Annotated in this window: 18 protein-coding genes; 4 read left to right on the forward strand and 14 right to left on the reverse strand. The window is 32.7% G+C overall.

All coding sequences use genetic code 11. The annotated features are described in order from the left end of the window. Positions 1-16: 16 nt before the first annotated feature. Positions 17-1,351, reverse strand: a complete 1,335-nt coding sequence (mtaB, locus tag C7447_RS11155) for a tRNA (N(6)-L-threonylcarbamoyladenosine(37)-C(2))-methylthiotransferase MtaB (protein WP_148870669.1) — start codon at positions 1,349-1,351, stop codon at positions 17-19. 36 nt (positions 1,352-1,387) lie between these two features. On the opposite strand from mtaB, the gene C7447_RS11160 reads away from it, so the two are divergent. Together C7447_RS11160 and C7447_RS11165 are read left to right on the forward strand one after the other, a co-directional pair. Further along, positions 1,388-1,705: an antibiotic biosynthesis monooxygenase family protein gene (locus C7447_RS11160; RefSeq protein ID WP_148870585.1), complete on the forward strand. Its 318-nt coding sequence runs from the start codon at positions 1,388-1,390 to the stop codon at positions 1,703-1,705. Continuing rightward, complete coding sequence (locus C7447_RS11165) at positions 1,689-3,365, forward strand: ABC transporter substrate-binding protein (protein ID WP_148870586.1); 1,677 nt, start codon at positions 1,689-1,691, stop codon at positions 3,363-3,365. The genes C7447_RS11160 and C7447_RS11165 overlap by 17 nt, the downstream gene beginning before the upstream one ends. Before the next feature lie 44 nt (positions 3,366-3,409). Here C7447_RS11165 and C7447_RS11170 read toward each other — a convergent pair whose 3' ends face one another. The 10 genes from C7447_RS11170 to C7447_RS11215 all read right to left on the reverse strand — a co-directional run bounded on the left by C7447_RS11170 (position 3,410) and on the right by C7447_RS11215 (position 14,222). Beyond that, positions 3,410-4,384: a hypothetical protein gene (locus C7447_RS11170; protein ID WP_148870587.1), complete on the reverse strand. Its 975-nt coding sequence runs from the start codon at positions 4,382-4,384 to the stop codon at positions 3,410-3,412. Between the two features lie 159 nt (positions 4,385-4,543). Continuing rightward, positions 4,544-5,683, reverse strand: coding sequence for a geranylgeranyl reductase family protein (locus C7447_RS11175; protein ID WP_148870588.1), 1,140 nt, complete (start codon positions 5,681-5,683; stop codon positions 4,544-4,546). Positions 5,684-6,043: 360 nt separating this feature from the next. Next, a complete protein-coding gene (locus tag C7447_RS11180) occupies positions 6,044-7,885 on the reverse strand; it encodes a PLP-dependent aminotransferase family protein (RefSeq protein WP_148870589.1) in 1,842 nt (613 codons plus the stop codon). A 70-nt stretch (positions 7,886-7,955) separates the two neighbouring features. Next, on the reverse strand, positions 7,956-8,687 hold the full coding sequence (locus C7447_RS11185; protein WP_246143064.1) for an endonuclease/exonuclease/phosphatase family protein: 732 nt from the start codon (positions 8,685-8,687) through the stop codon (positions 7,956-7,958). A 290-nt stretch (positions 8,688-8,977) separates the two neighbouring features. Continuing rightward, on the reverse strand, positions 8,978-9,841 hold the full coding sequence (locus C7447_RS11190) for a rhomboid family intramembrane serine protease (RefSeq protein ID WP_148870590.1): 864 nt from the start codon (positions 9,839-9,841) through the stop codon (positions 8,978-8,980). Next, positions 9,842-10,567 (reverse strand): rhomboid family intramembrane serine protease, encoded by a 726-nt coding sequence (locus C7447_RS11195; protein WP_148870591.1) that lies wholly within the window; start codon positions 10,565-10,567, stop codon positions 9,842-9,844. A gap of 51 nt (positions 10,568-10,618) precedes the next feature. Next, on the reverse strand, positions 10,619-12,466 hold the full coding sequence (mutL, locus tag C7447_RS11200) for a DNA mismatch repair endonuclease MutL (protein WP_148870592.1): 1,848 nt from the start codon (positions 12,464-12,466) through the stop codon (positions 10,619-10,621). After that, a complete protein-coding gene (locus C7447_RS11205; protein ID WP_148870593.1) occupies positions 12,466-12,747 on the reverse strand; it encodes a riboflavin synthase subunit beta in 282 nt (93 codons plus the stop codon). The genes mutL and C7447_RS11205 overlap by 1 nt, the downstream gene beginning before the upstream one ends. Before the next feature lie 183 nt (positions 12,748-12,930). Further along, a complete protein-coding gene (gene ribH, locus C7447_RS11210) occupies positions 12,931-13,437 on the reverse strand; it encodes a 6,7-dimethyl-8-ribityllumazine synthase (RefSeq protein WP_148870594.1) in 507 nt (168 codons plus the stop codon). Next, positions 13,437-14,222, reverse strand: a complete 786-nt coding sequence (locus tag C7447_RS11215) for a tetratricopeptide repeat protein (RefSeq protein WP_148870595.1) — start codon at positions 14,220-14,222, stop codon at positions 13,437-13,439. The genes ribH and C7447_RS11215 overlap by 1 nt, the downstream gene beginning before the upstream one ends. Positions 14,223-14,325: 103 nt before the next feature. Here C7447_RS11215 and recF point away from each other — a divergent pair, with 103 nt between their 5' ends. Continuing rightward, the gene (gene recF, locus C7447_RS11220; RefSeq protein WP_148870596.1) at positions 14,326-15,405 is read left to right on the forward strand and encodes a DNA replication/repair protein RecF; all 1,080 of its coding nucleotides are present in this window, start codon (positions 14,326-14,328) and stop codon (positions 15,403-15,405) included. Positions 15,406-15,425: 20 nt separating this feature from the next. Then, positions 15,426-15,722, forward strand: coding sequence for a DUF721 domain-containing protein (locus C7447_RS11225; protein WP_148870597.1), 297 nt, complete (start codon positions 15,426-15,428; stop codon positions 15,720-15,722). 6 nt (positions 15,723-15,728) lie between these two features. Here C7447_RS11225 and C7447_RS11230 read toward each other — a convergent pair whose 3' ends face one another. From C7447_RS11230 to C7447_RS11240, 3 genes are all read right to left on the reverse strand, one after another. Beyond that, a complete protein-coding gene (locus tag C7447_RS11230) occupies positions 15,729-16,472 on the reverse strand; it encodes a 5'-methylthioadenosine/adenosylhomocysteine nucleosidase (protein WP_148870598.1) in 744 nt (247 codons plus the stop codon). A gap of 36 nt (positions 16,473-16,508) precedes the next feature. Continuing rightward, a complete protein-coding gene (gene uvrB, locus C7447_RS11235) occupies positions 16,509-18,497 on the reverse strand; it encodes an excinuclease ABC subunit UvrB (protein ID WP_148870599.1) in 1,989 nt (662 codons plus the stop codon). Between the two features lie 67 nt (positions 18,498-18,564). Beyond that, positions 18,565-21,577, reverse strand: a 3,013-nt coding sequence (locus C7447_RS11240) for a T9SS type B sorting domain-containing protein (protein ID WP_148870600.1), incomplete at its 5' end; no start/stop codon positions are given.

Here is a 21,577-nt window from a genome sequence, read left to right on the forward strand (position 1 = left end):
CAATTTTAGTGCCAATTTACGCAATAACTTCGGCTTTTACAAAGTTAAAACGTACCAATCCGTCTTCGTCAATAGTTGTTAAAGTAACGTCGTGTAACGTATTTACCAATTCAGGATTCCAAGGAGCTTTTACTTTTACGTAATTCTCTGTAAACCCATGAATGTAGCCTTCTTTATTTTCGCTTTCGAATAAAACTGTTGAGGTGTTCCCTAACTGACTTTCGTAAAAAGAACGACGTTTTTTAACCGATAAACCACGTAACATTTTACTTCGTTTTGCACGTGTTTTTTTGGGTACAACTCCATTCATTTCAGCAGCTTCTGTATTAGGTCTTTCAGAATACGTAAATACGTGTAAATAAGAAATATCCAAATCGGACAAGTAATTGTAGGTTTCTAAAAATAATTCATCTGTTTCACCAGGGAAACCAACAATTACATCCACACCAATACAAGCGTTTGGCATTACTTCTTTGATCTTAGCAACTCTGTCGGTATATACTTTGCGTAAATAACGGCGCTTCATTTTCTTTAATAACACATCGCTACCCGATTGTAACGGAATATGAAAATGTGGAACAAACGTTTCTGAGTTGGAAACAAAATCGATGGTTTCGTCTTTTAATAAATTGGGTTCAATAGACGAAATTCGTAAACGATGAATTCCTTCTACTTTATCTAATTCCTGAACCAATTCTAAGAACGTATGTTCATGTCGTTTGTTACCAAATTCACCTTTTCCGTAGTCACCAATATTTACTCCTGTTAATACAATTTCTTTAATCCCTTTTTCAGAGATCTCTTTAGCGTTTTTTAATACATTTTCTAAGGTGTCACTACGTGAAATTCCACGAGCTAACGGAATGGTACAATAAGTGCATTTGTAATCGCAACCGTCTTGTACTTTTAAAAACGCACGCGTTCTATCACCAATAGAGTAAGAGCCTACATAAAAATCAGCTTCTTCAATTTCGCAGGAATGCACTTCCCCAATATCGTTTTTGGTTAAGTCGTTAATATAGCTAGTAACATTGAATTTTTCAGTAGCACCTAATACCAAATCCACACCATCAACAGCTGCTAATTCTTCCGGTTTTAATTGTGCATAACAACCCACACCAATAATAAAAGCTTCGTCATTTTGCTTTAAAGCAGACTTTACAATGGTTTTGAAACGTTTATCAGCATTATCAGTTACCGAGCATGTGTTAATTACATATACATCTGCTTTTTCTTCAAACTCCACACGTTCAAAACCTTCGTTAACAAAGTTACGAGCTATGGTTGATGTTTCTGAAAAATTAAGTTTACACCCAAGTGTGTAAAAAGCTACTTTTTTATCTGCATTCATTCCTGTACATTTACAAACCGCAAAGTTACTCATTTTATGATTGCCAACACACCCCAAACACCATATTACGCTGTGATTTTTACAAGTTTACGAACCGAAGGTGATAATGATTATTCGGTTACTGCTGAAAAAATGGAAGAACTTGCTCAACAACAAGATGGCTATTTAGGTATTGAAAGTGCTCGAAACGAATTAGGAATTACGGTTTCGTACTGGAAAAGTTTAGAGGCCATAAAAAATTGGAAACTGAATATTCATCATATAGAAGTGAGACAAAAGGGGAGAGCTACTTGGTACAAACAATTTAAGGTAAGAATTTGTAAAGTTGAAAGAGATTATGAATTTGAAAAGTAGCACCAAGAAGCAAGAATTAAGAACCAAGTTATTGTCAGTTCGAGTGTTTTTACAGGGTAAAAATGTATCGAGAACTGCATTTTTGTTCTCTTTTGTCTTACTGATTTCCTGCGGAAAAAAACCGTCAAAATTTACCGACGCTCAGGTGTTTCGCTATAACGAACACTCAAACATTACCTCGTTAGACCCTGCATTTGCCAAAGATCAGCGTAATATATGGGCGGTAAACCAATTGTATAACGGATTGGTACAACTGGATGACAGCTTACACGTACAACCGGATATTGCCAAAGAGTGGACAATCTCTGAAGACGGAAAATTATATCAATTTACATTGAGAAATGATGTTTTCTTTCATAAACATAGTGTCTTCGGAAAAGATTCTACAAGAACTGTTATTGCGCAAGATTTTGAATATTCGTTTCATCGATTGCTAGATAAAAATGTGGCTTCACCTGGAGGTTGGGTGTTGCAAAATGTAGCTGATTTTAAAGCGGAGAACGATTCTATTTTTACCATAAATTTGAAACAACCATTCCCGCCATTTTTAGGTTTGTTGGCTATGAAATACTGTTCGGTAGTGTCGAAAGAAGCAGTAGAGACTTTTGGTAACGAGTTTAGAGCAAACCCGATTGGTACAGGACCTTTTCAACATAAATTATGGGTAGAAAATACCAAGTTGGTATTGCGTAAAAATCCACTGTATTTTGAAACCGATGTAAAAGGGGAGCAATTACCCTATTTAGAAGCTGTGGCGGTTACTTTTTTACCCGATAAACAAAGTGAATTCCTGCAATTTATACAAGGGAATTTAGACTTTATGAAAAGCTTAGATGCCTCGTATAAAGATGAGATTTTAGCTACAGACGGAAAATTACAAGCTAAATACAGCGATAAAATCAACATGCAAACGGGTTCTTATTTAAACACCGAATATTTAGGTATTTATTTAGATGTTGAGCAAGAGTACCCCACAAAATCAAAACTAATTCGACAAGCCATTAATTACGGATTTGATCGTGAAAAGATGATCAAATTTCTACGTAACGGAATTGGAACCCCTGCAATTAACGGATTTATACCCAAAGGATTGCCTTCGTTTAATGCTCAAACAGGATATTCGTATCAGCCAGAAAAATCAAAACAACTTTTAGAGCGGTTCAAAGTAGAAACAGGAAATACTACCCCAGAAATAACGATTACTACGAATGGTAATTATTTAGACTTGTGCGAATTTATACAACGAGAATTACAAAAAATAGGTTTAGAAACGAAAGTAGATGTAATTCCGCCTTCAACCTTACGACAAGGAAAAGCCAATGGTAAACTACCTATTTTTAGAGCGAGTTGGATTGCCGATTACCCAGATGCAGAAAACTATCTATCACTTTTTTACAGTAAGAACTTTACACCGAACGGACCTAATTATACGCATTTTAAAAACGAGGTGTTTGATAGTTTGTACGTACAATCGATAAAAGAAACAGATAACGCTAAACGTTACCGATTGTACCAACAAATGGACAGTCTTATTATAGATGAAGCACCTGTTGTACCGCTATATTACGATGAAGTAATACGTTTCTCACAAAAAAATGTACATGGTTTGGGTATTAACCCTATTGATTTGTTGAATTTGAAACGAGTGAGGAAGGGCTAATGAAAACAACTTTAATTGCGGTTATATATTATTGTACCTTAATCTTATTCTTTTTTATCTTTATTATCAAATAATTTTAATTGTTGTTTTTCAGCTTCTTTTTCTTTTCTATATTTTTTTCCTTGTGGTGTTTCCTCAACAATGTTTTCATAGTGTTTTTTTAGAACAGTCAAAACAGAATAACTTGAAGTGTATATTTCTCCGACCTCATTTATTTTTCTATTTTTTTCTAAAATACAATCTATAAATGTTCCATTTTTAAATTCAACCCCTTCTGCTATTATTGATTTTTTAAAGATTTTATCTTTCATATAAAAATCGACTGCTTCTCCAATTTTACCATAGATACCTTTCCATTTGTACTTTCCTTTTTTTAGAACAGGTGAAATAATTTCTATAGTAGCATTTTCATCAATTTCAGATTCTAATTCATTACTTTCAATTACAAATTTGTCAAAGTCAGTTCTTGAAATGAATTTTGGATCCTCAATTTTTTCCTTATTTTTAGATAATTTTGTTGTAGATATTTTTTTGACTTTTGGATAATTATAAAGTTGTTTATAATAATTTGATAAGTGTTTAAGTATTTTTGGATTACTATCAATTATTAAATTCAAATTTTGAATTGTAATTTGTTCAGGCTCTTTTTCTTTAATTTCTTTTTTTAAAACTTTTATATTTAACTTTCTTTCCTCTGTGCTTAATTTTAAATCCTTTTTCTCAAGTTTAGTTTTTCTTATAGGAACTCTCGATAAAACTTGTGATAAACCAGTAAGAAGTAAAGTTATTTGAACGGAGTTTTCAGCAAGAAAAGTCCACAATTCAGTTAGCCCACCTTCTTCAAAAGCTTCAGTTTCTACTCGAACATCTAGCTCTAATTCTTTTTGAAGTTCAGTATATATTTGCAGAAGCTCAAATTCACAACGATTTCTTACAAAAGCATTCATTGTATGAGAATCATCACTATCATCAAAATAATAGTGTAATTCTAATTTATTTGCTTGTGATTGTTCTTTCATCTAGAGTTCTTTTGCCTTGTGTACAACTTATTTATATGTGTGCAAAAAGTACGCTTAACATTATTAAGCAGGAAAATAAATGGAAGTGTATAGCAATTTACATCCAATATTATCCATAGCAATTTTACTGTTAGCAATTTAGATAAAAAAAACTGGTATTTAAAATACCAATTCTTTAATTTTTTGTTTAATTGTTTTCTTAATGTCTTTTGGGTAAGTTCTTTTACCATGAAAAACATCTGCCATAGCCTCACTAAAACGTTGTCCGTATTTTTTTAAGAGCACGTTTCTAATCGTTTTTTGTTCGTAAAACCATTTAGCAAGCCATAAACCTGTTCTAATTTCTGGTAATAAATTTTCTTCTAGTTTTTCTACATATAGTTTCTCTGCCAATTCTGGGTTTTGGTCAGCTTCAATAATGGCTTCTGCAGCTAGCTTACCACTGTAAATCGCATTCGAAATCCCTTCTGCAGTAATAGGATCAGCAAAACCTGCAGCATCACCAATTAAAAACACGTTGTTTTTTACAAAACCATCGGTTCTTGGAGCTACGGGAATTTGAAATCCGTGTTGTGTTTCGCTAATTACTTCTTTTATCCCCAACATTTCTACATACTCTTTGTAAAATTTTTTGAGATTAATTTTGGTTCTTCTTGCAGAGGCAACACCCAAGGAAAGGTGATTTTTCTTTGGAAAGCTCCAAGCATAGCCAAAAGGGATGGCATCAATATCGAAACGTACTTCATTTTTAAGGCGGTTAAAATCTTCTTCAGAAACTTCTACTTCATATTCCAATGCAGGGATTAATTTACGAGTATCTTCTTTCCAACCCGCCATTTTTGCTGTAGGACTTAAAGCGCCATCTGCAGCAATTACAAATTTTGCGGTGATAGTTTCTTTAGAAGTTTTTAACTGGATAAGATCGTCTGTAAATTCTAAAGATTCTAGTTTATGATCTTGAAGTAAAACAACACCTAATTCTTTGGCTTTTTCAACAAGTAGGTTGTCAAACGAATCGCGCATTACCATTGAAATAGTGGGTTTTTCTCGATGTGTTTGAAAATGGAGTTTTTTACCTAAATAAATATCTACTGTATTAAATTCAGCAGCTACGACACTGCTAATATCGAAGGGTAAATCTTTACGTCCTCTATATACAAATCCGCCACCACAGGTTTTATAACGTGGTAAAGTTTCTTTTTCAATAATTACAGTTGAAATCCCTTTTTTAGCAAGGTGAAAGGCAGTGGAGGCCCCTGATGGCCCACCGCCAATAATAGCAATATCAAAGTGTTTCATTGTTAGTTTGTTAGTGTAGCTAATATAGGGATTCCTTTTAATTTATAGGAGCTATAATAGGGAAGTAATATTCTAATTGGTAATTAATACGGTTTAGATTGCTTCGTTCCTCGCAATGACTTTCTATTTGTTACTACGAGGGAGCACATGAACGAAGTAATCTTTTTATAGTGCTGTTATTGTTTTCAAAGAAAAGGCAATATATAATCAGTATGTTGAGATTGCTTTGTTCCTCGCAATGACATTTTGCTCGTCATTACGAGAGAGTTTACGACTGAAGTAATCTTTTCATTGGTAACCAATATAGTTTAGATTGCTTCACGCAATGACAAAAAAAGGAGGCTAAAAGCCTCCTCATTATTATAATTCATTTACAAAATCTAAAAACACTTTTTTATGGCGTTCTAGATCCATGTTTGCAGATAGTGCTACGCGTGCAATATAGTCTTTGTCACCTTCTTTAGTGGTTCCTTGAGTTGAGGTGGCTGGTATGGTCCAATAACATCCTTTTAATTGTCCGTAACTCACACAGTATTTACTTTCCTCAGGAATTTCAGTGATCATTAAATTGATCAACTTTAAATTTAAAGCGCGCTTATAGGTTTCTCTTTCTTCTTCTGTATTTCCTTTGGTAGGTAGGTCTAATGAAAATACCGATGGCGTAAATCCTTGTGCGGCTAATTCTTCCGATACAAAATTGATTTTAGCCGTAGGCAACACTTCTTCAATAAAACTTACAAACTCACGCGTGTTTTTGTATGCTCCTTCAATGCGTTGTAACATAGAAGGTAATTGGGTTGCTAATATGTCTAGTTGCAAACCGGTAGCTTCGTTATCACACAATTTTATATGTATATCGATCTTATGCATTAACGAAGCTGCTTTGGTGTTGGCAACACAATAACCGGCAGTACATTTACCGCCACTCGGGAATTTAGATCCGCTTACATACGCAATGGTTCTTACCGATGAAAGTATTTCATCATCGCCTAAAAAGTGTACGTTCGGACAAAAAGTTTGGTCTAACACAAACACAGGATCTACCGCAATATTTCCTGTTGCCGTTTTGCGTGATGCGCTCAACACTTCTTTTAATTTAATAAGATCTGGAACTTCTACTCTTGGGTTGGTAGGTATTTCTGCAATGATATACGGAACTGCATCTTCTTTGGCAATTTCATTTAATACCATGTCTATACTTTTTACCATGTCGTTACCACCATCTACCGGTAAGTCCATCACTTCAACATTGTCTAAACAAGCCGCTACACGACGTGCTTGATCGTTGGTACCTCCGTAACAGTTTGGTGGCACTACAATTTTAATGGCTTTTCCTTTATGGTTTTCAAAGGCATGGTCTATTAAGCCCATGACAATGGCATATTGTATAGAAAGTCCACTTGAACCCACAATTGCATTGGTGCTTGCTTCAGTAATTTTTTTAACTGAATTTATAACCGCTGCTTTGTTGGCTTGAGTATCATAAACTACACTATTATAAGGAAGCCCTGTTAACTGTTGCAAAGCCACTAAAGTATTTGCCGGAGTCATGGCAATAGTTTCTCTTCTTCTTACATGTTGAATTTCTGAGATATAATTTTCGTTATGTTTTCCGTTAACCAATACAATGCTTCCTAAGTTAGCGTTTGTATTAATAAAGAAATCAACCTTAGGAGATAGTATAAAATCGCAAACATTTTCTTTTTCTGAAACTAATATGGTGCTACCGTCAAAATCAGTAATATCGTCTACACTATTTATCTTTTTAACCTCAAATTTATATCCGTACACATTTTTAACGACGTCAACATCAAAATGTGCCGGTAATTGATTGATGTATACAATTTGAGTGTTTTTATTTGCTAATAAGTTTTTTCTTAACACCGCTAAAATTGGCGTTGTTTTAGAAGAGAAACTAATGACGTTATCTGATTTTAAGTTGTGTAACTTAGCAATAGTCCATTCTAATACAGAAGATAACGGGTGTCCTAATCGGATATAATCATAAGCAGTAGGTAATTCACTTAGTGCTAATGTTTCAGCATTATTGTTGTTGAATAAGTTTTCAAACTGTTCTAAAAACTCGGTTTTAGCCAATTCTTCATTATAAATATCCAATCGGTGTGTTGTTAAATTTAACCAAGCGTCTGGCATGTTTTTAACAACATTTTTAATATAATTTAGTAGTGTGTTACTGTGCATAATTTTAACCTTAAAATAGGCTTGCAAGATACGTTAAATAGAATTTTTCTAAATATAGAATTTGATATAATTACCAATTTATACGTGTCATAATAGGGTAGTGGTCGGAATACTTTTTATTGAATGTTTGAAAACGATTTATCTCGGTTGAAGTGTCTGTTAAGATAAAATCTATTCGCATAGGAAAAAAGTAATTAAAAGATTTTCCTAAACCCGAACCAGCTTCTGAAAAAGCATCTTTTTTATGGGTCGAAATTTTTTTATAAACCCAAGAATAAGCAGTGTTGTTAAAATCTCCACAAACAACTTCTTTTCCTTTCCATTGTTTTTCATGGGCTAAAAATTGCTCGGTTTGGGTAGCTTGTTTCTGGAAACCATTCTCTAAACGTTTTATTAATTTTTCTGAGTTTTCTTCTCCAAAATTTTCTTTAGCGGGATTAATTTTTAACGATTGTAAATGCAAATTATATACTCGTATTGTATCTTTTCCTCTTAAAATATCAATAAAAATGGCATTGTTGGCACTCTCTTTAAAATTTAAAGAACCTTTATTGATGATGGGGAATTTTGAAAATATAGCCAATCCAAAATTTTTGTGTTTTGACTTCGGAACAAAGTATGAATATCTGAAATCTAATTTCCTCTTATCTGAGTGATGGTATTCTTGTATGGCTAAAATATCGGGTGATTTTTCATTGATAAAAGAAACGATTTTTTGATCTATAGCATCGTCTTTTATCCATTTGTAAAAGTTAAACATTCTTACATTGTAGCTCATCACTTTTATGTCGTCATTCAGCATTATTTTTTTAGGGGAGATTTTTAAAAAAGGCGGGCAAAAAAGCCAACCAATTACTAAAATTAACCCAGATAGAATCAAATGCTTTTTCAGTTTGATTAACCAGTACACAAAAAACAAGGCATTGATAATGATTAAAAAAGGTACCGCTAAACTTAAAACAGAGAATAGAGGAACTGTTTTTGGTGAAATAAAAGGTAAAAAATAGGAGAGTAGCAGACCTGCTGCAAAAATCGAATTAACGAAATACAACAATTTGCTATATAATGAAATCTTATATTGTTTTTTAGCCACTAATTTTTCCCTTGTTTAAATAAAAAATCTTTTTCAGCTTTGGTTAGTGTATCATACCCCGATTTGCTAATTTTATCTAAAATAGCGTCAATCTGTTGCTGGTTTTCTTTTTTAGGGGATTGTGTTCTCGTTCGTTTTTTACCCGAATTATGAACCGTTTTTAATGGTTTTTGTTTCTTTTTAAAGAGGTCTTTTATAGGTTTAAAGATATTAATTTCTTTGTTGCTAGCTCTGCTTACATATAAAAATCCGAATAAGGCACCTCCTAGGTGTGCAAAATGTCCGCCTGCGTTTCCTGCAGGAATTTGAATAACATCCAGCGCTACCCAAATTGCGGCTAATATCCAGAGTTTTACAAAACCAATGAGAGGGATTTTTACATGATAGTTAGGCAAATAAGTAGCAATACCGATAAAAATGGCAGAAATACCTGCGGAAGCCCCTAATAAGACGTTATTGTTTTTATGGTCTGCGAAAGCAGGGAAGTAGTTATAGCTCAATATGAATAAAAGCCCTCCGAAAATAGTTCCGTAGAGATAAAAATTCAATAATTGTTTGCCTGTAAAATATTGTTTGAATAAATGCCCTATGTAAAAGAGGGCAATTAAATTCATCAGAATATGTAAAAAACTAGCGTGTAAAAATCCGTAGGTAACAATCGTCCAAGGTTTTAATATAAATTCATCAAAACTTGCAGGTAACGCAAACCAGTTTACTAAAAAATTACTATTAGATTTAAATAAAAACCCGAACGTATTAAATACAAAAACTAATAAAAACACACCCAGATTTATGTAGATGAGTTGTTCTACAATACCTGCATTTTTAAAACGATACTTTATGTTATTAATAATACTATTCATTTAATTAATTCTAAACTGATTTTTTTTCCAATACCAGGCAATTAAAAACCCAATTAATGCTCCACCAATGTGTGCAAAATGTGCCACATTACCAATAGAGTATTTTGTTACTCCAAAAAATAAATCAGCAGCAATCATCAACGGGATAAAATACTTAGCAGCAATTGGAACTGGGAAAAAGATCAACGCTAATTTTGCATTTGGAAAAGCAATTCCGAAGGCAACTAATATCCCATAAATAGCTCCAGAAGCTCCTACAGCAGGTGAATGATATAGAGAGTAAAACTGACTCATATCTTTGTTAGAAAGCGTTATAATTGCTTCGTTATACTTACCTGTTTCTAATATATTCTGAATTTCAGTAGGAGTAACCCCCAAATGAATCAACTGATCGTAAATTCCGTTAAACTGATAGTAATTAACAAGGGTATAAATAATCCCTGCACCAATCCCTGCAGAAAAATAGAAAAATAAAAATTTATTTTTCCCCCACATTTGTTCAAGTGGTGATCCGAAAGCCCATAAACCATACATGTTAAAAAGGATATGGTAAAACCCACCATGCATGAATATATGTGTAACATATTGCCAAACACCAAAGTGTTCATTTTTAGGAAAATGTAACGCTAAAATATTCGTTAAATCCATTTGTAATAACTGTGGAATAATGAACATTATTACATTAATAATGATAAGGTGTTTTATAACATCTGTAAGTTTTCCCATAAGTATATTTTTTTTCCTCTAGAAAAAATAAAGAGGATTTAATATCGATTTTTATTTATTAAAAATAGTATCAATCTCATTTAAGGTTAGCGTTTTAAAAGTAGCTTTACCAAACGGAGAGGTACTTGGTTCTTTACACGAAAATAAGTTATTTACTAAATTTTCTTGTTCTTTTACCGATAAACTTGTTCCTGTTTTAATAGCGAGTGATTTAGCAAATGATTTGGCCATCACATCAAAATGACTAAAACTAGCATCAGGAACTTCAATTTTCATATCGTCTAACAACTGTTCTAAAATTAACGTGATTTTACTTTCAGTTATGGAAGTAGGAATTCCTCCAATTACCACACTTTCTTTTGTAAATTCGTTAAAGACAAATCCTGTACTTTCTAAATCTGATTTAATACTGTAAATCATTTCGATATCTGCGGATGAAAATCCTATAGTGACAGGAAATAATAATTGCTGACTACTCGCTTCTTTTACTGTAATATTTTCTAAAAACTCTTCGTACAGAATACGTTGGTGCGCTAAGGATTGATGGATTAAAACTACTCCAGATTTTATAGAGCTTAATAAATATTTTTTCTGAATTTGAAACGTTTTTCCTGTTTCCGTTTCTTGTTGTTGTTCAAAAAGTTGTTCTTGGGTAGACTGTTCTATTGGTTCAATATTGGCATATAAACTTTCCCAGCTACCAGTTTCTTTTTTATAATTAGATTGATAATTTTTGGTTGATGAACCGCTCGAAGAATTTGATGTCATTTGTTGATCGTTAACATCATTTTTAAACGGATTAAAGGTTGGATCTACTATAATTTTAGGTGTTGAAACCGTTTTTTTATCCTTAAAATCATAAGGAGTATCTAAGTTTGAATCACGGTTAAAATCAAGTACAGGGGCAACGTTGTATTGACCCAAACTATGTTTTACAGTAGCACGTAAAATTGCATACAACGCTTTTTCGTTGTCGAACTTAATTTCCGTCTTTGTAGGATGAATATTAATGTCAATGCTATTTGGAGGCACGTCTAAATATAAAAAATAAGAGGGATGTGCCCCATATTCTAGCAAGCCATCAAAAGCATTAACTACGGCATGATTTAAATACGAACTTTTAATAAAACGGTCATTTACAAAAAAGAATTGTTCACCTCTTTTTTTCTTAGAAAATTCAGGTTTTGCTACAAAACCAGTAATCGTTAAAATATCTGTTTGCTCATTAATAGGAACTAATTTTTCATTCATTTTTGATCCAAAAATAGAAACAATACGTTTACGCAAGTTACTTTCCTTTAAATGATAAATTTCGTTATCATTATGATGCAATAAAAATGAAATAGCAGGATGAGCTAACGCTACTCGTTGAAATTCATCAATAATATGACGTGTTTCAATAGTATCTGATTTTAAAAAATTACGGCGTGCAGGAATGTTGTAAAATAAATTTTTAACAGCAATACTTGTTCCTTTAGCTGTAGATGCTGGTTCTTGAGAAACAATAGTACTTCCTTCAATTTTTATAGCGGTACCTAATTCGTCGTTGTCTTGTTTGGTTTTTAACTCAACATGAGCAATAGCGGCAATAGAAGCTAAAGCTTCGCCACGAAATCCTTTGGTCTTTAAATTGAATAAATCTTGAGCATTCCTAATTTTTGAGGTAGCATGACGATCAAAGCACAAACGAGCATCGGTAGTACTCATTCCTTTACCATTATCAATTATTTGTATTAACGTTTTACCAGCATTCTTTAGTAATAGAGTGATGGATGTAGCATCCGCATCAATCGAATTTTCTAACAATTCTTTTACTACAGAAGCAGGACGTTGTACGACTTCACCTGCCGCAATTTGATTGGCAACGTGGTCGGGGAGTAATTGAATGATATCTGACATTAATCTTTTGGTAAAAATATTGAGAGATCGAAATCAATAATAAATAAAAAAACAAGTATAAGAATAATAACAATGATTAAAATAGTTGAGTTTATTCCTCCATTTTCTGAGTTTTTAAACTCATCAAAAGCAGCATTAAATTTTCCTTTTAATCCCTTGTTTTTACCTACAGAAGTGCGATGTTCATCAAACCTGTGTTTAAATTCATACGGATTGCCATCGCCTTTGTAATAACGAGGTTTGTATTCGAATTTTTTATTTTCTCTTTTAATAAATCCCATAAAATAGTAGTTATTGTTAGAAGAAGTTGGTTACAAAAACCGAACCAAAAACAATAGCTCAAATTTACTGAATTAAAGAGAGGTGGTCAAGCATTGTTGATAAAATAAGTCTTAGTAACATAAAATACAAAAAGCCAAAAGAAATTTCTTTTGACTTTTTGTGTTTAAAGTTTTGTATCTAACTTAAAACCCTAAAGAGTTTGGTTTTCTTCCAATATTTTTGATAGCAGCCATTTTAATTGCCGCTACAGCACATTCAATACCTTTATTACCTAATTTACCACCAGAACGATCGATTGATTGTTGTTTGGTATTATCTGTCAAAACACAGTAAATTACAGGAACATCGTATTTAACATTTAAATCTACAATTCCTTGGGTAACGCCTTCACATACGAAATCGAAATGTTTTGTTTCACCTTGTATTACATTTCCTATAGCGATGATTGCATCTAGCTTTTCAGTTTCAATCATTTTTTTACATCCGTAGACTAACTCAAAACTGCCAGGTACTTCCCAAGAAACAATATTTTCTTGTAAAGCGCCACAGTCTATTAAAGTCTCGATTGCTCCTTTTTGCATGTTTCCTGTAATTTCAGGATTCCATTCAGAAACAACAATCCCAAATCGAAATTGCTTCGCATTTGGGATTGTGTTTTTATCGTAATAAGATAAATTTGTTGTTGCCATTATTGTGCATATTTTGCACTATTAATATACTTTTCAATATCTCTTCCTTGCTCTGTAGTAGGATATTTTTCTTTAATAGTGGTAAATAATTTTTCAGCTTTATTGTACTCTTTTAAACCCATAGCAGTTTGTGCTGCTTTAAATAAGAATAACGGAGATGTAAATTCGTTGTCTTTTTTATTTGCTGCTTTTTCGTAATAATCTAACGCATCTTCTGGTTGGTTAATGTCAGCAAACGCATCACCAATAGCGCCTAAAGCAGTAGGACCTAATAACTCATCATCAGAATCAAATTTGCTTAAATAATCGATAGCTTCTTCGTACTTGTTCATTTTTAAATATGAAATACCTGCATAATAGTTAGCGATATTACCAGCTTTTGTTCCACTATAAGAATCAGCAATGTCGATAAATCCATATTTACCATCGCCACCTTCTAAGGCTAAAGTGTATAAGCTATCTGCGGCTTTACCTGTAGAAGTTGCAGCTTTATCAAAAAATGTTCTAGGGTATGCTAATTCATTAGATGCTTCTGTTTGTGTTGGTTCAGAAACATATTTATTGTAAGCTAAAAAAACTAAAATTAAAGCGGCAATAGCAATTAAACCATAAAATAAAGGTTTGCTATTTTTCTCTATCCATTGCTCAGATTTATTGGCAGTTTCATCTAGTGTGTTAAAAGCTTCTGCTACTGCACTTTGAGATTCGTCAAATGTTTCTTCGTTAACGTTATCTACAACCTTTTCTTTCTTAGGTTTATACCCTCTTTTCTTGTATGATGCCATAATTGCTTAAAAATTAGTGGCGACAAAAATAGTTTTTTTAATTGGATTTTAAAAGCTGATTTTTCGTTATTTTGCGCTTCCTTTCTCAAAAGAACAAACATCTATGTATTTGCAAAAAATATCGCTAGTTAATTTTAAAAACATAGAAACCCAAACTTTTAGTTTTGAAAAGAAAATTAATTGTTTTGTAGGTAATAATGGAGTGGGTAAAACAAATGTTTTAGATGCCATTTATTATTTATCATTTGCGAAAAGTTATTTTAATCCTATAGCAGGACAAAACATTCGTCATGGACAAGATTTTTTTATGATTGAAGGAGATTATTTGCTAAATGAAAGAAGTGAAAAGATTATTTGTTCGTTAAAACGTGGCTCTAAAAAGGTATTAAAACGTAACGGAAAAGCTTATGAAAAGTTTTCTGAACATATTGGGCAATTACCTTTGGTTATTATTTCACCAGCAGACAGAGATTTGATTGTTGAAGGAAGTGAAACGAGACGAAAATTTTTAGATGGAGTTATTTCTCAGCAAGATAAAGAGTATTTAAATGCATTAATTTCATATAATAAGACTATAAATCAGCGTAATGCGTTGTTAAAATACTTTGCGGCAAATAGAACGTTTGATGCTTTAAATTTAAAAGTATACGATGAGCAATTAATTACATATGGAACGATTGTGTATGAGAAAAGAAAAAGGTTTTTAGAAGATTTTGTTCCTATTTTTAATGAAAAATATCAAATAATATCAGGGGGTAAAGAATTTGTTAATTTGCTGTATAAAAGTCAGTTGCAAGAGCAGTCGTTTGTAGATTTATTGCGAGTGTCTTTAGAAAAAGATAGAATGTTGCAATATACATCTGTAGGAATACATAAAGATGATTTGAGCTTTGAAATAGACGAATATCCAATTAAAAAATTTGGATCTCAAGGTCAACAAAAATCCTATTTAATAGCTTTAAAATTAGCACAATTTGAATTTATTAAACAACAATCTAAAATAACTCCAATTTTGTTGTTGGATGATATTTTTGATAAATTAGATGAAAATAGAGTTGCCCAAATTATCCGTTTAGTGAATAATGATGAGTTTGGACAAATTTTTATTACAGATACCCATTCTGAAAGAACAGAAAATGTGTTAAAACAAAGTAATAAACCGTATCAAATATTTAACTTGTAAAATTTAAAAGGGGAAGTAAAATGGCAAAAAGAGAGAATGGTAGTTTTTTAATAAAAGATTTACTAGGTACTTATATTAATGAAGGTAAATTAAAAAAAGGTTTTCAGAAAATTCATATTGAAGAAGCATGGGAAAAATTGATGGGTGCAGGAGTAGCTTCGTATACTAGTGAAGTTAAAATTCAAAACGGAACTTTAATTGTTCGGTTATCATCTTCTGTTTTAAGAGAAGAATTGAGTTATGGGAAAGAGAAAATTGTAAAGATGATTAACGAAGAAATGGGCGAGGAGTTGGTAAAAAAATTGATGTTGGCTTAGGTTGTATTAAGTAAGAAATAGTTTTTTTAAAATCTCTAAAGAATAATTACTAGCAATTTTAGAAACGAAACGAGGGAAGTCTATTAAAGAATCATCGTTAGCTTTGTCAGAAATTATTCTGAAAATTGAAAAAGGAATTTCATATTCATAACAAACTTGAGCAACAGCTGCACCTTCCATTTCTACACATAAAACTGAATTTAAGTTTGAAGTTATAAAATTTACTTGAGTTTGTTTACTTACAAATTGGTCTCCGCTGGCAATATCTCCAATAAATATTTTAGGGTTTATAATATTTAATTTTGTTGCTTCTTCTTCAGAGATACACTTTGTGTAATTATTAATAAATTCTTGACTAGCATTAATTAGTTGTTCTCTTTTAATATGATTAGTTTCAAAAAAGGTTTTATGTAGAAGTGGTATTTCGAAAGTTTTATAAAGGGGAGATGTATTCATGTCGTGTTGTACTAATTGTTTTCCAATAACGATATCACCAATATTTACTTCGTTAACTAAAGAGCCAGCAACACCTGTAAAAATAAGTTCATCTAAATCAAAATCATTAATTAACTGAGTAGCTGTTGTGGCTGAAGCTACTTTTCCCCAACGAGAAAACACTAAAATAACTTCTTTTCCAAAAAGAGTTCCAGTGTAGTAATTTCTCTTTCCTTTGGTATAGTTTTTAATATTTTGTGTTTGGTTTAACAATGCTTGAATTTCTTCTTGCATTGCACTCATAATTCCGATCATTTTTTGTGATTTAGGTTTTAAAGGTTCTTTATGAAATTACAAATTTTCTTTTAAAACAGCTATTTCATCACGTAATTGTGCGGCTAGCATAAAATCTAATCCTTTAGCCGCTTCTTCCATTTGCTTTCGTTTTTGACGTATCCTTTTCTCAATTTCTTGTTTAGGTAAATATTCTAGGTCTTGCTCCGCTGCTTTTTGTATTGCATTGTCATAATGATAAGAACTAACAGCACTTTTAGAAAGGGTGTTGTCAATCTTTTTATTAATTTGAGTGGGCGTGATTCCGTTTGCAGTATTGTAATTTACCTGTTTTTCTCGACGTCGGTTAGTTTCATCAATAGTCATTTGCATACTATTGGTAATTTTATCTGCATACATAATAGCGCGTCCATTTACGTTACGTGCAGCTCTACCTACAGTTTGAGTTAACGAACGATGCGAACGTAAAAAACCTTCTTTGTCAGCATCTAAAATAGCGACTAGAGAAACTTCTGGCAAGTCTAAACCTTCACGTAATAAGTTTACTCCGATAAGTACATCAAACAATCCTTTACGTAGGTCTTGCATAATTTCTACACGTTCCAAAGTATCAACATCTGAATGGATATAACGACAGCGTACTTGAATACGGGTTAAATATTTTGCTAATTCTTCTGCCATTCGTTTGGTTAAGGTGGTAACGAGTGTGCGTTCATCCTTTTCAACACGAATTTGTATTTCTTCAATTAAATCATCAATTTGATTGAGACTTGGTCGGACTTCAATTTCAGGGTCTAACAATCCTGTAGGGCGAATCACTTGTTCAATAAATAATCCTTCTGTTTTTTGTAGTTCATAATCTGCAGGAGTTGCAGAAACATAAATTACTTGATTTTGTAAAGTTTCAAATTCTTCAAATTTCAACGGACGGTTATCCATTGCCGCAGGTAATCGGAATCCATATTCAACTAAGTTTTCTTTTCTGCTTCGATCACCTCCGTACATAGCATGAACTTGTGGAATGGTTACATGACTTTCATCTATCACCATTAAATAATCATCAGGAAAATAATCTAACAAACAGAAAGGGCGTGTTCCGGGTTCTCGTCCATCTAGATAGCGAGAGTAATTCTCAATACCAGAACAATAGCCTAATTCACGAATCATTTCTAAGTCAAACTCAGTACGTTCTTTGAGTCGTTTTGCTTCTAAATGCTTGCCAATTTCTTTGAAGTAATCTACCTGTTTAACCATATCATCTTGAATTTGATGAATAGCATTTTGTAATACATCAGGAGAAGTAACGAATAAATTTGCAGGATAGATAGTTAACTGATCTAGTTTTTCGATTATTTGATTACTTTCAATATTAAAGGTTTCAATTTCTTCAATTTCATCACCAAAGAAATGCACACGATACCCGCTATCCCCATACGATGGGTAAATGGTAACTACATCTCCTTTTACTTTAAACATTCCACTTTTTATTTCAACTTCTGTACGAGAATATAAACTTGTCACAAGAAGATGCAAGAATTTAGTACGTGAAATTTGTTGATCCACTTCAATAGGAATCACGTTTTTCTTGAACTCAGTAGGATTTCCAATACCATACAAACAAGAAACAGAAGCAACTACTAAAACATCTCGACGCCCTGAAAGTAGGGAAGAAGAGGTGCTAATTCGCAAACGTTCAATATCTTCATTAATGGATAAATCTTTTTCAATATACGTTCCAGTTACAGGAATGTATGCTTCGGGTTGATAGTAATCATAATAAGAAACAAAATATTCAACTGCATTATTTGGAAAGAATTGTTTGAATTCAGAATATAATTGTGCTGCTAAAGTTTTATTGTGAGCAAGTACTAAAGTTGGTCGATTTACTTCAGCGACTACATTGGCAACGGAAAAAGTTTTACCGGAACCTGTTACACCTAAAAGTGTTTGATATCTTTCTTCGGAAAGAAGTCCGTTAACTAATTGTTTAATGGCTTGGGGTTGGTCACCAGTCGGTTTAAATTCTGAAACAAGTTGAAAATCCATGAAAACAAAAATACGGATAGTTTTATTTAAAAACTATCCGTATCGATTTCAATTTTATTTTATGAATCTATTTTCTGAGTAAAGAGAAATGGCCTTTTCTATTTCTGGTAATACCATTTCTATCGGTTATTTGGATGTTAAACCAATAATCGCTAGAAGGTAGGGCTTTACTTTTGTAAAGTCCGTTCCATCCTTCCCCATCCAAAGGTATTTCGGCAACTACTTTACCAAAACGGTTAAAAATATGGATTTTACTTTGTGGGTAAAATGTTGAATTAGCACCTTTAATTGTCCAAGTATCATTATAGCCGTCGTTGTTGGGGGTAAAGAACTTAGGGAATTCAATAATAGAGATGTCTATTTGAGCAACCCCACAGTCGTTTTTGTCGCGGACAAGAATTGTATAAACGCCACCTTCTAAGCCTTCGAAATTTGGTTCATCTTGGTAATTTCTAACAATAAAACCTTCTTCATTTAATAAAGCAAATTCATAGTTGCCAATGCCTAAATTATTGTCTTGATTGTTGATCGTGATAGTATTATTTTCAGAATCGTCTACTATGCTAATATCCTCTTCAATAATGGTTGCGATAATAGATTCTTCTACTATAATAGTTCTTGTACGAGTACACAAAGTGGTTGTATTTGTTGCGGTAACATGATAGTTTCCTCCTTGACTTACAATTAATTCAGATGTATTGCTTACCACTGTAGGATTAGTATCTTTTGTCCATTGGTAAGTATATACGCCATCTGGATTTTCAACTTCGAGAGTTATAGGGTCTAAATTTAAACATAGAATTTGAGGAGATGTTACTTGAAAACCAGGTAATGGGTTAATGATGATATCAAAGTACGTATCGTCATTTATACATCCTGTATCCTTGTTTTCTACACGAACAAAAATTCGTTGAGGGTTATTGATGTTTGTATAAGCCATTTTTTCAGTATCAGAAATAATATCAGTATTATTGATAGCTCCGTTTTGCGTAGTATGATAGGTGATGGTAAAATCATCATGTTGAGCAGCGGGATAATTGGTTAAAATATCAGGTTCTTGAATGGTAAGATCAATAGTTTGGATGATTCCATTAGTATCATCACTATCATCATCATTATCACAAGCAGATAAATTAGAGATATCAGTAACTAAGATATTAGGTTCTGGGTGAATTCTAATTAATAAGCTATTTAATCCGTATCTACATCCTGTAGTAGTATTTAACAGGCTAATCCATAAAGTTTCTTCTCCTAGGTTGTTTATAATTGTTGTTGTTGCAGGATTGTTGTCGTAACTAGTTTTATTAACAGCATTTACACCATCTAATGCGTCTTGTTGAGTTCTATGATAGCTTACTTCGAATTGAGCAGGATCTCTACTGTCTAAAATTTCGGCATCTTTCACACTTAAATCAATTTGTTGTTCGAGTCCGTTACGAGTATCATTATCTACCGCACCAGTATCGCAAACTTCTAAAGGCTCAATAGTATTGTTTATTATAGGTAATGGATTTATGACAACATTGAAAGATAAATGATCATTAAAACATGAAGTTGTGTTATTTTCAACGCGAACATAAATGGTTTGTGTACTTACATCTCCAGTGGTAAAACCAGATTGTGCAGTGTTTCTAAAATTAGTGTCGTTGGTAATTGGATTTGTACCTGCGTTAGCACCAGCAGCAGATGTGTAAAAAGTAACGGAATAGTCTGCTGGATTTTGAGTTCCCAAAATAGTTGGATTTTGAGTTGTTAAATCGATATTTAGATTCTCTCCATCCGTAAAACTGCCACTATCAAAATCATCACATAAAGTTATATCAGTAACCGTATTGGCTTCGGGTACTGTTTGTGTTAAAATATATAATTGTCCGATACCAGAACAATCGTTATTAATAGTATTAATAATTTTAATGTAAATAGGTTGTTGGGTAGTTGCAGGAACGTTCGTATTTCTATAGTTAACTAAATCTGTTATTTGATTGGTTACTGCATCTCTATCGGCCAATGTTTCAAAGAATAAAACATCTAAGTTAGGGCGAACCGCAATAGGAAACAATGCTTTTACTTCATCTTCAGCGTCACTAACATCAAAATTAGCAATGCCGTCGGTATCGTTATTATTAGCTGTGTCATTACCATCAGCATCAAGGAAATCATCACAGGTTTCAAACAATCGATCATAAGCAACATCTCCTGCAAAGGAAATAATAATATCTAATTGAGAAATACGGTAGCATCCTTTAGAAGAAATGGTTCTTACCCAAACAGAATCACCATCAGCGGCAGGATGGGAAATGGTATTGGTAATTTCATTAGTATCAGCAGTAGCATCTGCTAGAGTAGGGTAGTATTGAAATGTTTCGTTAGCATTATTTGCAGAGATATTGATTTCAGCTTGAGTTAAGTTAATATTTGTGTTAAGATCCGCATCGGTATCACATTGTGTTAACTGTGCAGGATTGTTAGAGATAATAGGTAGTGGGTTAACAATTAGGTTAAAGGGTTCAAAATTGGTTCCGTTTTCAGAAACAGCATTACAATCAACATTATCAACATTTTCAACACGAATGTAAATGGTTTGTTGATTTGCAATTGCGTTACGATAAGGGTTGTTTTTATCAATTACATCGGTAAGAGCATCTGTTTGTGCACCAGCCAGTGTGGTGTGATAGGATACGGAATATTGCGTAGGCGATAAGTTTCCTAAAATTTCATTGTCTTTACTTGATAAAATAAAGTTATTAAAAAAACCATCTGTATCTCCTCCACTAACAGTGTCATCACATTCAGGGTAATCTAATGGTTGAGAAGGTTCAGGAAACCCTGTTATAGAAAGTTTAAATTGAGTAGTGTCGAAACAAGCATTTGGTGCATCAATATTATGAATACGAACAAAAATGTCTTGTGAACTAAAGGCTGTTGGATTGGTATATGGATTTGATAAAGCGTTTGCGGTAGTATTATTATCAGCATCCGCTTGCGTTAAGAAATATACCACTTCAAACTGAGTAGGATCTTGAGTTCCTAATACTTGTGGGGTAACATCGGCTTGTAGATCGAAACTGTTGAAACCGTCT

It is taken from the genome of Tenacibaculum adriaticum (assembly GCF_008124875.1).
Taxonomy (GTDB): Bacteria; Bacteroidota; Bacteroidia; order Flavobacteriales; family Flavobacteriaceae; genus Polaribacter; species Polaribacter adriaticus.

What these genes read in the sequence shown, in the direction of transcription:
- C7447_RS11215 (WP_148870595.1), bottom strand. Translation starts at nt 14,222, where the DNA reads ATGGCATCATACAAGAAAAGAGGGTATAAACCTAAGAAAGAAAAGGTT.
- C7447_RS11195 (WP_148870591.1), bottom strand. Translation starts at nt 10,567, where the DNA reads ATGGGAAAACTTACAGATGTTATAAAACACCTTATCATTATTAATGTA.
- uvrB (WP_148870599.1), bottom strand. Translation starts at nt 18,497, where the DNA reads ATGGATTTTCAACTTGTTTCAGAATTTAAACCGACTGGTGACCAACCC.
- ribH (WP_148870594.1), bottom strand. Translation starts at nt 13,437, where the DNA reads ATGGCAACAACAAATTTATCTTATTACGATAAAAACACAATCCCAAAT.
- C7447_RS11225 (WP_148870597.1), top strand. Translation starts at nt 15,426, where the DNA reads ATGGCAAAAAGAGAGAATGGTAGTTTTTTAATAAAAGATTTACTAGGT.
- C7447_RS11230 (WP_148870598.1), bottom strand. Translation starts at nt 16,472, where the DNA reads ATGATCGGAATTATGAGTGCAATGCAAGAAGAAATTCAAGCATTGTTA.
- C7447_RS11175 (WP_148870588.1), bottom strand. Translation starts at nt 5,683, where the DNA reads ATGAAACACTTTGATATTGCTATTATTGGCGGTGGGCCATCAGGGGCC.
- C7447_RS11205 (WP_148870593.1), bottom strand. Translation starts at nt 12,747, where the DNA reads ATGGGATTTATTAAAAGAGAAAATAAAAAATTCGAATACAAACCTCGT.
- mtaB (WP_148870669.1), bottom strand. Translation starts at nt 1,351, where the DNA reads ATGAATGCAGATAAAAAAGTAGCTTTTTACACACTTGGGTGTAAACTT.
- C7447_RS11190 (WP_148870590.1), bottom strand. Translation starts at nt 9,841, where the DNA reads ATGAATAGTATTATTAATAACATAAAGTATCGTTTTAAAAATGCAGGT.
- C7447_RS11170 (WP_148870587.1), bottom strand. Translation starts at nt 4,384, where the DNA reads ATGAAAGAACAATCACAAGCAAATAAATTAGAATTACACTATTATTTT.
- recF (WP_148870596.1), top strand. Translation starts at nt 14,326, where the DNA reads ATGTATTTGCAAAAAATATCGCTAGTTAATTTTAAAAACATAGAAACC.
- C7447_RS11165 (WP_148870586.1), top strand. Translation starts at nt 1,689, where the DNA reads ATGAATTTGAAAAGTAGCACCAAGAAGCAAGAATTAAGAACCAAGTTA.
- C7447_RS11180 (WP_148870589.1), bottom strand. Translation starts at nt 7,885, where the DNA reads ATGCACAGTAACACACTACTAAATTATATTAAAAATGTTGTTAAAAAC.
- C7447_RS11160 (WP_148870585.1), top strand. Translation starts at nt 1,388, where the DNA reads ATGATTGCCAACACACCCCAAACACCATATTACGCTGTGATTTTTACA.
- C7447_RS11185 (WP_246143064.1), bottom strand. Translation starts at nt 8,687, where the DNA reads ATGCTGAATGACGACATAAAAGTGATGAGCTACAATGTAAGAATGTTT.
- mutL (WP_148870592.1), bottom strand. Translation starts at nt 12,466, where the DNA reads ATGTCAGATATCATTCAATTACTCCCCGACCACGTTGCCAATCAAATT.